Genomic DNA, 13,628 nt, shown 5'->3' with positions numbered 1-13,628 from the left:
GGACCCAGGGCGGCCGTTACGCTACGCTCAAAGCCCACCGAGACCCCTGGATGAATAACCGCGAACGTGCCGAACACCCGGGCCTGCGCCCGATCGATGACTCCGCCCTGACCCGAGAAAGCTGGAAGATCTTTCAGATCATGGCGGAGTTTGTGGAGGGCTTTGAGCGCCTCGCGCATATCAAGCCGTCCGTAAGCATTTTCGGCTCGGCCCGTTTTCCGCCGGAGCACCGCTACTATCAGCTGGGCGAGACCGTCGCGCGCCAACTGTCGGATGCCGGATTCGCAGTGGTCAGTGGTGGCGGACCCGGCATCATGGAGGCGGCAAACAAGGGGGCCTTCGCCGGCCGATCGCCCAGCATCGGCCTGAACATCCAGTTGCCACACGAGCAGAGTGCGAACGATTATCAGGACATCGGCCTGGGGTTTCGCCACTTCTTCTCGCGCAAGGTGATGTTCGTCAAGTACGCATCCGCTTACGTGGTACTGCCCGGGGGGTTTGGCACCCTGGACGAGATGGCGGAGATCCTGACCCTCGTGCAAACCGGCAAGACGCGCCGGATCCCGATCGTGCTGGTCGGGAGCGAGTTCTGGAAGGGGTTGCTGGACTGGTTCCAGGACACCCTTGTGGAGCAGGGCACCATCGACCAGGAGGACCTGCAGCTATACTCGCTGGTAGATTCCCCGGAAGACGTGGTGGACGTGATCTTTGAATACTACGAGGCCCGCAGCTTCGAGCCTTCTGCGGAAGAAAAGAAACGACTGATGGAGCTGTGATGATGCCCCTGTCTCGCATGACCCTGTCCCTGACGTTGAGCGCCAGCCTTATGCTGGCGTTTGGGTCGGTGTCGGCGCAGCAAGACCGCGAGTGGGATGACGCCCCGCCGCCGCCGGAACTGGAAGAGGGGGCCGATCCGCCGCCGCCGGTTCTGGATGAACGTGCCCGCGAGCAGCGCTCGCTGGAGGACGCTGACATCATCATCATTGAACGCGATGGTGAAACTCGGCGTGAATATCGCGTGGGCGGCGAACTCGTGATGGTCGAGGTCACCCCGGCGGTGGGTCCGACCTACTATCTGATCGACACCACGGGCGACGGCACTCTTGATGGTCGTCGTAACGAGCTTGACCCCAACTTTATACCCCCGTCCTGGGTGATTTTCCGATGGTAATGAATGATTTCGAGATCCAGGCGTGCAGCGCGCTCACCCGTCTGATACTAAGTGTTGGTCCCGAGGGTGCTGAACTTGAAGGCCGGCCGGTGCAGTGTCTGCGTCTGTCGGACGCTGCGGCGCCAGCGCTCGAAAAGGCGCTCGCCGAGGTGCCGGTTGGCTGCGGACGCGTCGTGGGTCGAGGGATCGACGAGGCCCAGCAGCAGACCGTCCTGGTGCTTGAGCGAGGTCGGTCCCTGCAAGACGCGGTCGCAGACGAAGGCCCCGGGAGTATCGAGGCGCTGGGCGAGCGGGCGGCCGATTGGCAAGGCCGTCACACCGCTGCCGTCCTGCCAGCTGGCGAGGGATACCGCCGCGGCGTGTTGCAGCAGCAGATGCGCGAGCGGGCGGATGCCCTCGTGGCTACGCTCGACGATGGCACGCGCGCGGTCCTGGATGCCGAGTTGCACCATCAGGGACTTTATCGGTTCGAGGATCTGCCCTTGGCCGGGAGCTATTGGCGGTCTGTTCGGGTCTACCCAGAAGGAGCCGGACTCGCAGATCTGGTGGTTCCCCCGGCACCGGTGCCGGCATTCTGGCAGCTGGCACGCATCGCCCTGGCGGTGGCCGTCGATGCCGAAGGTCGGCCGGACGCCACGCGTTATCGCGCGCTGCTAGATGGGTACAACGGGCGACGCCCTCTGACGGCTATTGAGCGCGGGGCGGCCCCCACGATGCTGCGCCTGGCGGCCCTGGATGACTGGCTTGCTGCACTCGAGGGCGGTTCTGGTGGTGACAGGGAGCGGGATCGACTCGCGAACTTGCAGGCCGAGGCCGCTCGTCTGCAAGGCGTATGGATTCGCGCAGCGGCCTGACTCGGGGCAGGTCGCCCTCGGCAGCTGGATACGGATCAGACCGGGGTTCCGGTCGCCGGCCATACCCTGGAGACGGGTCCACGGAGCCGTCGCTACACGGAGGAAAGTCCATGTTCCGCTTCTTTACCCTGCTGGCCTTACCGGTGGCTGCCCTGCTGCTCCCGGCGCTCCTGAGTGCCGATGTCTATCGCTGGACCGACGACCAAGGCAACGTGCACTTTGGCGACCGGCCGCCCGAGGGGAGTGCAAGCGAGTCCGTTGACGTCCGCGAGCCCATGCGCGCGGTTCCGCTGGAGGGCGCGCGCGAGATCCTTGAGCGCCCGGTTCGGCCGCGAGGTCAGCCTGAGGCGGAGGGTGATTATCAACGGGTCGTAATCTCGCGCCCGGAAGACGGCCAGGCTGTGCGGGCTAACGATGGCAACGTGACCGCCGAACTGGACCTGGAACCTGGGCTGGATACTGAGGCCGGCCACCGTGTCGTGTGGTTGCTCGATGGTGAGGCGGCCGGTGAGGGGGCGTCGGCCAGTGCGACCTTCGAGGGCCTGAACCGCGGTGCCTACTCCTTGCAGGCTCGGATCGTGGACGAATCCGGTAACGAATTGGGTGTCAGCGACACGATTGAGTTTAACGTGCTGCGAATGGCCATTCCCCGCAGCCAGCAGCAGCAGCAACGTCCCCAGCAGTTCCCCTCGGGTGGCGCGCCGCAAGCTCCCCAGGCTCCGCAGGCGCCTCGTGCCCCTCAGCCGGTGGCGCCTGGTCCAAACTGACCCGGCATGCGCGCACCTAAGTAGTGCGACTTAAGCCCTATGTTGGTGCTACTATTGCACCAACATAGGGCTTTTTGATTCTGAGGCGGCCGGGACTCGGCAGGTTTCTTTAGTGCGGTCCCCGGCTTCGGCGCTTCGCTAGACGATTCGTCCTTGGCGCGATTCCTGCTTGAGGCCCTTTAATGAACACGTCCTCCGCTAATCTCGACTCGACCGCGCCTCGGTGGTGGGACGATCTCTCCACGGCCGTCCTGGTCACGGATGCGGACCTTTGCCTGCTCAGTATGAACAGTGCTGCGGAGGTTCTGCTCGGGCTCAGCCGCGAACGCATCATCGGGCACCCGCTGGGGCAGTGGCTCAAGCTGGACCGAAACTTGTCCTCGCGCCTGAGCTCGGCATTGACTCTGGATCAGCCTATCACCTTGCGCGCCCGTCAGATGGAGCCCCTGCGCGCCGATCGTTTTCTAGCCGATGTAATCATTACGCCGTTGCACGGCGGCATCAGTGAACGGCCGGGTCAGCTCTTGTTCGAGCTCAATGCGATCGACCGGCACGAGCGCATCAGCCGCGAGGAACAGTTGCAGAAGCAGCAAGCCATTACGCGCGCGGTGACCCGCGGCCTGGCCCACGAGATCAAGAACCCGCTGGGTGGGTTGCGCGGCGCGGCACAGTTACTCGCAAGCGAGCTGGACGACTCGGGCCTCAAGGAATATACCCAGATCATCATCCGCGAGGCTGACCGCTTGCGCAGTCTGGTCGATCGCATGCTGGGGCCGAACAATCTTCCCCGACGCGAGGCGGTCAATCTGCACGAGGTGTTGGAGCACGTGCGGGGCCTGGTCAGCGTGCAGCTGCCGCTGGGATTGAAGATCCGCGGCCACTATGACCCCAGCATCCCGGATGTGCAGGCGGACCGCGACATGCTGGTGCAGGCGATCCTGAATCTGGTGCAGAACGCAGTGCATGCGTTGGAGGATGGTGGCGAAATCACCCTGCGTTCGAGCATCCTGCGTCAATACACGATCTCCGGGAAACGTCACCGCCTGGTGGCCAGGCTCAGTGTTTGCGACAACGGCCCGGGCATCCCCGAGGACATCCGCGAGCGCATCTTCTTTCCGATGGTCACCGGGCGCGCGGCTGGTACCGGACTGGGATTGCCGATCGCCCAGAGTCTGATCCAGCTGCATGACGGACTGATCGAGTGCCGCTCGCGGCCCGGTGCGACCTCGTTCGACATTCTTCTTCCGATCGACTCCCCGAAGGCCCAGGAGGGCAGAGGCTGATGGATCCGACTGTCTGGATCATCGACGACGACGATTCGATTCGCTGGGTGTTGGAGCGAGCCCTGCAGCGTCAGGACATCGCGGTACGTGGTTTCGAGACTGCGGATGCCGCCTGGGCGGCTCTGGACCACGACCCGATGCCGGATACCATTGTGGCGGATATCCGCATGCCGGGGCTGAACGGTCTGGATTTCCTCGCACGCATGCAGACCCGCCCGGATCCGCCGCCGGTCATCATCATGACCGCCTTCTCCGATCTGGAAAGTGCGGTTGGGGCCTATCAGACCGGGGCCTTCGAATACCTCCCCAAGCCGTTCGATGTGGACGAGGCCGTGGCCCTGGTGCAGCGCGCACTCGAGGCGCGTCGCGCCGGGCAGGAGAATGGCGCCAGCGGACCTGAGATCGAGGAAGCCCCGATCATCGGTGAAGCGCCGGCGATGCAGGAGATGTTCCGCGCGATCGGTCGGCTATCTCGCAGCAACATTACTGTGTTGATCAACGGCGAATCCGGTACCGGCAAGGAGCTGGTCGCGCGGGCCCTGCACCAGCACAGCCCGCGTGCCGATCAGCCGCTGATTGCCCTGAACACGGCGGCCATCCCCAAGGATCTACTGGAGAGTGAACTCTTCGGGCACGAACGCGGGGCGTTCACTGGAGCCAACCAGAGCCGCAAGGGACGCTTCGAACAGGCCGATGGCGGCACGCTGTTTCTCGACGAGATCGGCGACATGCCCTTCGACCTGCAGACTCGGCTCCTGCGCGTCCTGTCCGACGGGACGTTTTATCGAGTCGGCGGGCACACTCCACTCCGGGTGGATGTTCGCATCATCGCCGCGACCCATCAGGACCTGGAGGAACGGGTACGTGCCGGGCTATTCCGCGAGGACTTGTTTCACCGCCTGAACGTAATCCGAATCCATGTGCCCTCGCTGCGTGAGCGCCCAGAGGACATCCCGTTGTTGGTGCAGTACTTTATGGCCGAGGTTGCGCAGGAGCTGGGGGTGGAGTCCAAGACCATGCGGCCCGAGGTCGTCGCGGAACTGCAGCGTCTGCCCTGGCCAGGCAATGTCCGTCAGTTGGAGAACACCTGCCGTTGGTTAACGGTCATGGCGTCCGGTCGTGAGGTCCATCTGGACGACCTGCCTGCCGAGCTGCATCACGAAACCGAGACCCGCGCTGACTCGGGCAGTGCCCCGGCCAGCGTTGCCGCCGGGCCGAGGGACTGGACGGCGGAGCTGGCCCAGGTCGCGCGCCAGCACTGGCAGCGCGGCGACCACGACCTGCTCGGCTCGGTCCTGCCACAGCTTGAGCGTACCGTAATCCGCGAGGCCCTGAACGCCACCGGCGGCCATCGCCAGCAGGCCGCGGCCCTGCTCGGCTGGGGGCGCAACACCCTGACCCGCAAGATCCATGAACTCGGCCTCGACGACCACTAGGTTGATTCCACCACGAAGCACACGAAGGCACGAAGAAGGGCCAGGTCAAAAACGGTTCACAGGAAGAAGGGAAGAAGGGAAGGGTTTTTGGCTAAAGGCCGCTGGCCCCTGTCCTGGGGCCTGCCCGGCGGGTTGATCAGTCCAGGGGCAACATTCCCGCGTTCTTCCGTCCTTCCCATCTTCCTGTTAATGCTCTATCGCTTTTGACCTGGCCCTTCTTCGTGCCTTCGTGTGCTTCGTGGTGAAAAAGGCCTTCAGGTGGTGGGGTCCTGCGGCGCGGGTGGGGCGCAGGCGGAGATGGCACCGTTGAGCTCCAGGGTGCCGGTCAGGTCGCGTACGTGGGTGTAGCCGTGGCGGTCCATGTAATCGCTGATGCCGTGCAGAATCTTGGGCAGACATAACGCGTCGTAGAAAAGTCCCGTCCCTACACCCACGGTGCTGGCGCCGGCGATCAGGAATTCCAGGGCATCGGTCGCGTTCATGACGCCGCCCTGCCCGATGATCGGCACGTTGTGCGGGGCGGCGACCTGGTAGACCTGCTGCACCTTCAAAAGCGCGATCGGCTTGATCGCGGGACCCGATAGCCCGCCCTGGTTGTTGCCGATCAAGGCGCGGCGGTTCTCCACATCCACTGCCATCCCCATCAGCGTGTTGATTACCGCGAAGGCATCGGTGCCTGCCTCGATACAGCGTCGCGCATTCTCCGCGATGTCGGTCTGGTTCGGGGACAGCTTGGTGATGATGGGCTTGGACGTCACCGCGCGGCAGGCCTCGACCACTCGTGCCGACATGTCCGGGTCGTTGCCAAAGGCGACCCCGCCTTCCCTCACATTGGGGCAGGAGATGTTGATCTCGATAGCATCAATCGGCGAGTCGTCGAAGCGCCGGGTCACCTCGATGTACTCCTCAATGGTGGAACCGGACACATTGGCGAAGAACCGGGTCTCTTCGAAATCCAGCTGTGGCAGGGTCTGGTCCACCACGTGATCAACGCCCGGGTTTTGCAGGCCGATCGCGTTGAGCATGCCGTCCGGGGTTTCGTAGACCCGGTGCGGTGCGTTCCCCAGCCGGGCCTGACCGGTCGTGCCCTTCAGGCAGATGGCGCCGGCGTCACGGTTGGAGAAGCCGGCCACCCGTGTGTACTCCTCGCCGAAGCCGACGCAGCCGGACAGCAGCACCAGCGGCGTGTTCAAATGCAGACCGCAGAGCTCCAGGGCCAGCCGCGGATCGGTGCGCGAATCAATCATGCTTCACATCGTCCTTTATGAACCGGAAATCCCGCCGAACACGGGTAATATTATTCGTCTGGCGGCCAACACCGGGGCGGCGCTCCATCTGATCCATCCGCTCGGTTTCGAGCTGGACAGCGCGCGGGCGCGCCGCGCCGGACTCGACTATCACGAGCTGGCCCGGGTGCAAGAGTATGACAGCCTCGAACAGTGGCGGGAATCGGTACAGCCCTGCCGGATCTTCGCAATCACCACACGTGGGCAGGTGCGCTTTGATGCCCCGTCCTTCCGCGATGGCGATGCCCTGTTGTTCGGGCCGGAGACCCGCGGCTTGCCGGACGCCGTGCTGGCTGGGCTCCCGCAGGAACAGTGCCTGCGCCTGCCCATGCGCGAGGGCAGCCGGAGCCTGAACCTTTCCAACGCGGTGGCCGTCGTGGTCTACGAGGCCTGGCGCCAGCAAGGGTTTCCGGGCGGGGCCTGACCCGTCCCGGGCACGCCTTGCAGGATTGTTCTACCCTCGGAAGAAAGCCCTGTCTCTCGCCGTCTCTCATTGGAACGGCCCGATACCCCGCACGAGGTTCATTCCATGTTCTACGTCCTTCGCTCGTTCTGCCTGATTGCTGCCACGACCCTGATCGCCGCCCCACTGGCCGCCGATGAGCCCACCGGTTCCGACAACTGGTGGTGGGACGACGACTGGTGGGAAGACGGCCAGATGTATTCCGACCTGGAAAACCACGAGGTCAACATCGAGCGTATCGAGTACGAGCGCGACGGCATCGGGATTCCGGCGATGGTGGCGCGCCCGGCCGATGGCGAGGCTTATCCCGCCATCCTCTGGACCCACGGCCGGCGCGGACTGGATGACCTGGCCGAGCTGCACGTGAAGCGCCTGGCGGCCCGCGGGTTCGTGGTGCTGGCCCCGGACCTGTACACCGGCCGCTTCATGGAGAGCCACCCGCTGGATCATGACTACGAGTTGGAAGGCGATCTGAACACCGGACTGGATGTCCTGCTGGCGCGTGACGACATCGCGGGTGACCGTGCCTGCCTGGTCTCCATCACCCGTGGCGGCTACAAGACCCTGAAGGTCGCCGTCACCTTCGAGCGCCAGGTCGAGGATGTCGCCTGCTGGGCCGGCTACTACCCGCACCTGCAGGACCCGAATCTTGGCGAGCCGCACCAGGTGTACCGATACGCAAACGAGGTCAATCAGCTCGAGATCCCGATGATGATCCTGATCGGCGACGAGGAGCAGTACCAGCGTCACCGCACCGCGCGCATGGCCGCGGATGGACTGGAGAGCCGCGGCGGTGATGTCACCTGGATCGAATACCCCGGTGTGGGTCGTGGCTTCGACTTCCGCAACGGCAATAACCGCACCTTCGCCGATGACCTCGCCTCGCGCGACGCGATGATTCGGGTCACGCACTTCGTCAATCAGCACCTGCGCGACTGAGTTCTGCATTGCCCCCTGCCGGGGCACAACTGACGCTTATGCAGGGAGGACCGCCAGGCTTCGCGACATTAAATAAGTTTATGATAATAAAATTAAACAATTCCGTACTTGGGGTGCGGAATTTGCTATCTTCGGGCATTGTTGCATCGAGATGCCCCGGTCGTTGCGCGGCCGGTTCACCGATTGTTCGCACGCAAGTCGCAAAAGGAGGACGAAGATGGCCAAGGTTCTGATCGCCCAGGGTGGAGGCCCGACGGCGGTAATCAATCAATCCATGGTGGGTGCGGTCCTCGAGGCCCGGAAATTCACCGATGTCGAACTGGTCTACGGGGCCTTCCACGGAGTCCGTGGGATCATCGACGAGGAATTCCTGGACCTGACCCAGGAGACCACCCATAACTTGGAGATGGTCGCGCAAACGCCCTCGTCCGCCCTGGGGTCCACGCGCGACAAGCCGGACCTGGACTACTGCAAGGAGATCTTCAAGGTTCTCAAGGCCCACGAGATTACCTACTTCTTCTACATCGGAGGGAACGATTCCTCCGACACGGTGCGGATCGTGAGCGAGGAGGCCCGCAAGGCCAACTATCCGATGCGCTGCGTGCATATTCCGAAGACCATCGACAACGACCTGGTCGAGAATGACCATACGCCGGGCTTCCCGTCGGCGGCGCGTTTCGTGGCCCAGTCGTTCATTGGGGCCAACCTGGACAATTACGCCCTGCCGGGTATTTATCTGGCCGTGGTCATGGGGCGTCATGCGGGGTTCCTGACCGCGGCCTCCGCACTTGGCAAAAAATTCCCGGACGATGGTCCCCACCTGATCTACGTGCCGGAGCGCGTGTTTGAGGTGGATCGCTTCCTGCAGGATGTGAAGGCGACCATGGACCGCTACGGCCGTTGCGTGATTGCGGTCAGTGAAGGCATCCACGATGCCAACGACGAACCCATCGCGACCAAACTGGCCAAGGATGTGGAGAAGGACGCGCACGGCAATGTGCAGCTCTCGGGTACCGGTGCCCTGGCCGACATGCTGTGTGGCGAGATCCGCGACAAGCTCGGCGTGAAACGCGTGCGCGGGGATACCTTCGGTTATCTGCAGCGGGCGTTCATTGGCTGCGTGTCGGACGTCGACCAGCGCGAGGCCCGTGAGGTGGGCGAGAAGGCCGTGCAGTTCGCGATGTGGGAAGGCCGGGACGGCTCGGTGGCGATCAAACGCACCGGCTTTTACTCGGTGGACTACGAATACGTCCCACTGGAGGCCGTGGCGGGCAAGACCAAGGTGATGCCGGACGAGTTTATCGATTCCTCTGGCACCGATGTTACCGATGCCTTCCGCATGTACCTGCGGCCCCTGCTGGGTTCCGGTATGCCGGATGCCTACCGTCTGCGACAGAACAAGGTAACCAAGGTGCTGGGTCGCTAGCGCAGTAACGGCAGGAGACAGGTCGGCTGGTACGGCTGACCCTGTAACGCAGTACCCGTAACGCAACAGGCCCGCCCGGTTTTCCGGGCGGGCCTGATTGCTTCCAGGGCGGCGCCTTTCAGCGTCCCCCGGCGTGGGTTCAGCCCAGGGCGTTGAAGATCTGGTCGCGGATGTCTTCCACCGACCCCGTGCCCTTGATATGCACGCATTTCGGCGCTGCGGCGTCACCGCTTTCCGACCACTTGGCGTAGAAGTCCACCAGCGGCTGGGTTTGGCTGTGGTATGCCTCGAGGCGCTTGCGCACCGTTTCCTCGTTGTCGTCCTCGCGCTGGATCAGGTCCTCGCCGGTGACATCGTCCTTGCCCTCGACCTTGGGCGGATTGAATTCGACGTGATAGGTGCGCCCCGAGCCCGGGTGCACTCGCCGCCCGCTCATCCGTCGGATCACTTCTTCGTCCGGTACGTCCACTTCCACGACAAAGTCGAGCGGTACGTCCTGGTCCTTCAGGGCCTCGGCCTGCGGGATGGTGCGCGGGAAGCCGTCGAACAGGAAGCCGGTATCGCAGCAGTCGGGCTGCTCCACCCGTTCCTTGACCAGGCCCAGGATCAAGTCATCGGAGACCAGGCCGCCGGCATCCATGACCTCTTTGGCCTTGAGGCCAAGTGGGGTGCCCGCCTTGACTGCGGCGCGCAACATGTCGCCGGTGGAGATCTGCGGGATGTTGTACTTCTCGCAGATGTACTGGGCTTGCGTGCCCTTTCCGGCGCCGGGCGCCCCCAACAAAATCAATCGCATGCTCTCGCTCCTATGAGGAGTGGATGGGTGTGCTATGGTCGCGGCAGGCACTCCTGAGCCGCGCAAGTTACAGTACAGGCATTGTGGTTGTAGGTACAACCCTGCCCTGTGTGCTCGGAGGCGCACCGCCCGCAAGGAGCAAATAACCGTCATGCAAACCGGCCCCCGCGAGATCACCACGCCGTTTCGGCCCATCCCCCTGGATATCCCGGAGGGCATGAAGCCCAACGAGTTCTTCAACAGTACCGAGAACCTCGCCGACCTGGTCAATAACAACGGCCTGCTGGTCAACCCCGAGAACCTGCTGCTCTATCGCAAGGCGTTGGGGCATAGCAACGAGTTCGACTGTTCCATCATCTACAACACCTCGCAGACCATCCTCGACCCGATGGGCCGCCCAGTACGGCGGACCCAGGTTCCGGAGCCGGTACGGCATGTCTGGAACCGCATGAACGGGGTGATCATCGAGTACATGCTGGAGCAGTACCCGGACCCGGCCGAGGCCCTGGTGCTGGCGGGGGAGGCGAGTCTCGACGCGACCTGGCCGCTGACCGCACCAGGTGTACCCAGCATCCGCATGTTGCACAACCACTTCATGGTGTTCCCGATGGCGACACTGGCCGACGCACCGCTGGCGGATACGGCTAATCCCAACCTGACCGATGGTGGCCAGCACAGCCTGTTTCAGGCCTACATGCGCGATGTCTATCGCGAGTTCTTTACCCGGGCGCTGGATCTGCGCATCCTCCGCCCGGCGTCGGATCACGAAGCGCGTCTGGGTCTGACCGGCTATCCGCATGGCCTGCCAAGCTGGGAGATCCAGGGTGGGGTCGACGCATTGAAGGACATCCGCTTCTGGCGTGAATACGATGCGGTCCTGCAGGGTTTTCTCGACTTCTACCGCACCTTTTTCTCTCAGGTCTCCACGCGCAACGCGCCGATGCCCGAGGGCGTACATTTCCCTGACGCTGTGGAAGAAGTGCTCCTGTTCAACAACGACTTCCTGAAGACCGCGAAGAAGGTGCGTGACCGCTGCTTTACCGACGCCAAGTACGCCCATGCGATCCGTTGGCAGCCAGCCTTCAAGCAACTTATCTATCGCAACGATGAGGGCCGCCTGATCGTCACGATCAGCCAGAACTCGATCGGCAACGCGATCACCGAGCTATTGGGCGTGGTGGTAAACCGGGAGCCGGACGCCGAGGCCTACGAGCGGGTCGAGCCGGCCCTGGTCGAGAAGTTGCTGGAGGTGCGCCGTCGCCTGATCGAGGTGGACTTGGGTGAAGGGATCGCCACCGACCACTGGTCGGCCGCCTGAAGGCGGTGCAAGGTTGGTAACGAGGGGCGAGTGAATTCGCCCCTCGCAAGGTTTCAGCCGACTGACTGGTAATAGATGTTTTGCGGATGATTCGCCTGAGCGAAGAAGAACCACCGTTCCGCGACCAATCCCAGATACTGGATCACGAAGGCGGCGATGAGGACGCCGACGGGGTCGATGCGCGTCACGAGGACGATGGCCAGCAGCAGAGCCGGAATCACGAATGCCCCGAGCAGGAAGATCCACTTCATGGCTCGCAGGAACGCCGCCGACATGTGGTGGAAGAACTCCCGGGTGTTGAACGACCCGCCCATAAAGCCCTGGGACTTCTGCTGGATCCTCGGATGCTTCACGCCGATCGCGGTTTGCACGGTGGATTTGGCCTTGATGCGCGAGTTGCGTACGAGCGACGCGACCCGGGTGGCCAGTCCCAGCAGGGTCAGAACGACCGCGATGGTTGCCGTGAACGTCACCAGGGGTACGCCGGCCCACGCCGAATAGGCGGCCGCCAGGGTGAATCCGGAGGCGGCGCCGAGAACCGTGTAGTTGACCACGGTCAGTGGCGAGTGCCACTCCTGCAGGAACTTGATGCAGGCGTAGATCATCGCCGTGGTGACATACAGCACGACCGCGAGTAGTGCCCCGAGGGACCCAAGCAGCATGGTGGCCAGGATCGGGTATTCACCCGGCAGTGTGCCGAGGGCCGGGTTGACCCCGAACCAGTGGGCGGCCCCATACAGGAACACGAGGCCCATGAATGCGGGCAGCACAATCACCTCGCGCGATAGCCAAGAGGTGCGCCACTTGGTGGCCGTGCGCCAGGCACGTTCCGGACGCCCCAGGTGGAAGAACGAGGCGACCAGGCCGAGCACCAGGAATACCAGGGCGAGTACGGACCCCAGCGCCAGGAATTCGGAACTGGGGGCCGGCAGCACCCCCAGCAGGCCCAGGGCCTCGGCACCAAACAGCGCCAGGAACAGGCCCTGGCCGGCCCCGATCAGGGTGGTGAGGAAAATAACCGAGAAGGCAGGATGCATAGTCTGTTCGTCCCTGATTACCAGCTGGTGACGTCGTCGAGAGAGGGTTCTTCCTGTCCGGGCTTGGGTAGCTGGCTGTCAATCTTGAGGGGATTGTCAGCGCGTTCCACCTCGTCCTCGCGGATGGTGAGTTGGGTCTTGCGTCGCGGCAGGTAGTGATTGGCCGGCTTGCTGCCCCATTCGGGCATCAGTTGGTAGCCCCCCGCCTCGCGTATCGCCTTCGAGACCACCGACTCGGGGTCATGGATGTCGCCGTACAACCGCGCATTCGTCGGACAGGCGCGTACGCAGGCCGGCTTGCGGTCCCATTCCGGCAGCTCCTCGTTATAAATGCGGTCTACGCACAGCGTGCACTTGGTCATCACCTTGCTTTCGGCATCCACTTCGCGCACGCCGTAGGGGCAGGCCCAGGAGCAATACTTGCAGCCGATGCACTTGTCGTAGTCGACCAGCACGATACCGTCCGACTCGCGCTTGTAGGACGCCCCGGTCGGGCAGACGGGCACGCAGGGTGGTTCCTCGCAGTGCAGACAGGACTTGGGAAAGTGCACCGTCTCGGTGTTCGGGTACTCACCGACTTCGAAACTCTGCACCCGGTTGAAGAAGGTACCGGTCGGGTCCGCATCGTAGGGGTTCTGGTCGACCAGCGGGCCGGCATCGCCGGAGGTGTTCCATTCCTTGCAGCTGGTGACGCAGGCGTGGCAGCCCACGCATACGTTGAGATCGATGACAAGGGCGAGTTGGGTCATTTCTTGCCTCCTGGGGAAACGCTGCACAATGTGCGCACTCGCGCTCGAGTCGCTTTTGCGTGCGAACAAGACGCGGCGACTGCCGTGCAGTCACTCTGCGTAG

At 63.5% G+C, this 13,628-nt stretch carries 14 protein-coding genes; 10 read left to right on the top strand and 4 right to left on the bottom strand.

Going from position 1 to position 13,628, the window contains the following annotated elements:
* Positions 1 to 50: 50 nt before the first annotated feature.
* The 6 genes from F462_RS05675 (at position 51) to ntrC (ending at position 5,511) form a co-directional block, all read left to right on the top strand.
* Positions 51 to 776, top strand: coding sequence for an LOG family protein (locus tag F462_RS05675; protein WP_018142330.1), 726 nt, complete (start codon positions 51 to 53; stop codon positions 774 to 776).
* Positions 776 to 1,171: a DUF2782 domain-containing protein gene (locus F462_RS05670; RefSeq protein ID WP_038052274.1), complete on the top strand. Its 396-nt coding sequence runs from the start codon at positions 776 to 778 to the stop codon at positions 1,169 to 1,171. The genes F462_RS05675 and F462_RS05670 overlap by 1 nt, the downstream gene beginning before the upstream one ends.
* Positions 1,171 to 2,025 carry a protein kinase family protein gene (locus tag F462_RS05665; RefSeq protein WP_038052272.1) on the top strand — a complete coding sequence of 285 codons (855 nt, stop codon included), beginning with the start codon at positions 1,171 to 1,173 and terminating at the stop codon, positions 2,023 to 2,025. The genes F462_RS05670 and F462_RS05665 overlap by 1 nt, the downstream gene beginning before the upstream one ends.
* Positions 2,026 to 2,135: 110 nt before the next feature.
* Entirely contained in the window at positions 2,136 to 2,792 is a 657-nt protein-coding gene (locus F462_RS05660) for a DUF4124 domain-containing protein (protein WP_038052271.1), read from the top strand.
* A 182-nt stretch (positions 2,793 to 2,974) separates the two neighbouring features.
* Complete coding sequence (glnL, locus tag F462_RS05655) at positions 2,975 to 4,075, top strand: nitrogen regulation protein NR(II) (RefSeq protein WP_038052269.1); 1,101 nt, start codon at positions 2,975 to 2,977, stop codon at positions 4,073 to 4,075.
* Positions 4,075 to 5,511 carry a nitrogen regulation protein NR(I) gene (gene ntrC, locus F462_RS05650; RefSeq protein WP_038052268.1) on the top strand — a complete coding sequence of 479 codons (1,437 nt, stop codon included), beginning with the start codon at positions 4,075 to 4,077 and terminating at the stop codon, positions 5,509 to 5,511. Before glnL ends, ntrC begins: the two co-directional genes overlap by 1 nt.
* Before the next feature lie 254 nt (positions 5,512 to 5,765).
* Here ntrC and F462_RS05645 read toward each other — a convergent pair whose 3' ends face one another.
* A complete protein-coding gene (locus tag F462_RS05645) occupies positions 5,766 to 6,758 on the bottom strand; it encodes a dihydroorotate dehydrogenase (protein WP_038052265.1) in 993 nt (330 codons plus the stop codon).
* Between F462_RS05645 and F462_RS05640 the strand changes: the two genes are divergently transcribed.
* The 3 genes from F462_RS05640 to F462_RS05630 all read left to right on the top strand — a co-directional run bounded on the left by F462_RS05640 (position 6,757) and on the right by F462_RS05630 (position 9,625).
* On the top strand, positions 6,757 to 7,221 hold the full coding sequence (locus F462_RS05640; protein WP_038052262.1) for a tRNA (cytidine(34)-2'-O)-methyltransferase: 465 nt from the start codon (positions 6,757 to 6,759) through the stop codon (positions 7,219 to 7,221). The genes F462_RS05645 and F462_RS05640 overlap by 2 nt on opposite strands.
* Positions 7,222 to 7,326: 105 nt before the next feature.
* Entirely contained in the window at positions 7,327 to 8,199 is an 873-nt protein-coding gene (locus F462_RS05635; RefSeq protein WP_038052260.1) for a dienelactone hydrolase family protein, read from the top strand.
* Positions 8,200 to 8,416: 217 nt separating this feature from the next.
* Positions 8,417 to 9,625, top strand: coding sequence for a 6-phosphofructokinase (locus tag F462_RS05630; RefSeq protein ID WP_038052257.1), 1,209 nt, complete (start codon positions 8,417 to 8,419; stop codon positions 9,623 to 9,625).
* 139 nt (positions 9,626 to 9,764) lie between these two features.
* Here the strand turns inward: F462_RS05630 and adk are convergent, their stop codons facing one another.
* Complete coding sequence (gene adk, locus F462_RS05625; protein ID WP_038052254.1) at positions 9,765 to 10,421, bottom strand: adenylate kinase; 657 nt, start codon at positions 10,419 to 10,421, stop codon at positions 9,765 to 9,767.
* Positions 10,422 to 10,572: 151 nt separating this feature from the next.
* Here adk and F462_RS05620 point away from each other — a divergent pair, with 151 nt between their 5' ends.
* Positions 10,573 to 11,739 (top strand): hypothetical protein, encoded by a 1,167-nt coding sequence (locus F462_RS05620; RefSeq protein ID WP_018142319.1) that lies wholly within the window; start codon positions 10,573 to 10,575, stop codon positions 11,737 to 11,739.
* Between the two features lie 53 nt (positions 11,740 to 11,792).
* Here the strand turns inward: F462_RS05620 and F462_RS05615 are convergent, their stop codons facing one another.
* Together F462_RS05615 and F462_RS05610 are read right to left on the bottom strand one after the other, a co-directional pair.
* On the bottom strand, positions 11,793 to 12,776 hold the full coding sequence (locus F462_RS05615) for a dimethyl sulfoxide reductase anchor subunit family protein (protein ID WP_018142318.1): 984 nt from the start codon (positions 12,774 to 12,776) through the stop codon (positions 11,793 to 11,795).
* A gap of 17 nt (positions 12,777 to 12,793) precedes the next feature.
* On the bottom strand, positions 12,794 to 13,525 hold the full coding sequence (locus F462_RS05610) for a 4Fe-4S dicluster domain-containing protein (RefSeq protein ID WP_018142317.1): 732 nt from the start codon (positions 13,523 to 13,525) through the stop codon (positions 12,794 to 12,796).
* Positions 13,526 to 13,628: the final 103 nt, after the last annotated feature.

The organism is Thioalkalivibrio sp. ALJ1, from assembly GCF_000745395.1.
Classification (GTDB): domain Bacteria; phylum Pseudomonadota; class Gammaproteobacteria; order Ectothiorhodospirales; family Ectothiorhodospiraceae; genus Thioalkalivibrio.
Note: the sequence above shows the minus strand (reverse complement) of the source record. Positions and strands in the feature narration are given on the sequence as shown.

Excerpts from the sequence above, each read along its gene's own strand:
- F462_RS05675 (WP_018142330.1), top strand. The coding sequence starts at position 51 with ATGAATAACCGCGAACGTGCCGAACACCCGGGCCTGCGCCCGATCGAT.
- F462_RS05670 (WP_038052274.1), top strand. The coding sequence starts at position 776 with ATGATGCCCCTGTCTCGCATGACCCTGTCCCTGACGTTGAGCGCCAGC.
- F462_RS05665 (WP_038052272.1), top strand. The coding sequence starts at position 1,171 with ATGAATGATTTCGAGATCCAGGCGTGCAGCGCGCTCACCCGTCTGATA.
- F462_RS05660 (WP_038052271.1), top strand. The coding sequence starts at position 2,136 with ATGTTCCGCTTCTTTACCCTGCTGGCCTTACCGGTGGCTGCCCTGCTG.
- glnL (WP_038052269.1), top strand. The coding sequence starts at position 2,975 with ATGAACACGTCCTCCGCTAATCTCGACTCGACCGCGCCTCGGTGGTGG.
- ntrC (WP_038052268.1), top strand. The coding sequence starts at position 4,075 with ATGGATCCGACTGTCTGGATCATCGACGACGACGATTCGATTCGCTGG.
- F462_RS05640 (WP_038052262.1), top strand. The coding sequence starts at position 6,757 with ATGCTTCACATCGTCCTTTATGAACCGGAAATCCCGCCGAACACGGGT.
- F462_RS05645 (WP_038052265.1), bottom strand. The coding sequence starts at position 6,758 with ATGATTGATTCGCGCACCGATCCGCGGCTGGCCCTGGAGCTCTGCGGT.
- F462_RS05635 (WP_038052260.1), top strand. The coding sequence starts at position 7,327 with ATGTTCTACGTCCTTCGCTCGTTCTGCCTGATTGCTGCCACGACCCTG.
- F462_RS05630 (WP_038052257.1), top strand. The coding sequence starts at position 8,417 with ATGGCCAAGGTTCTGATCGCCCAGGGTGGAGGCCCGACGGCGGTAATC.
- adk (WP_038052254.1), bottom strand. The coding sequence starts at position 10,421 with ATGCGATTGATTTTGTTGGGGGCGCCCGGCGCCGGAAAGGGCACGCAA.
- F462_RS05620 (WP_018142319.1), top strand. The coding sequence starts at position 10,573 with ATGCAAACCGGCCCCCGCGAGATCACCACGCCGTTTCGGCCCATCCCC.
- F462_RS05615 (WP_018142318.1), bottom strand. The coding sequence starts at position 12,776 with ATGCATCCTGCCTTCTCGGTTATTTTCCTCACCACCCTGATCGGGGCC.
- F462_RS05610 (WP_018142317.1), bottom strand. The coding sequence starts at position 13,525 with ATGACCCAACTCGCCCTTGTCATCGATCTCAACGTATGCGTGGGCTGC.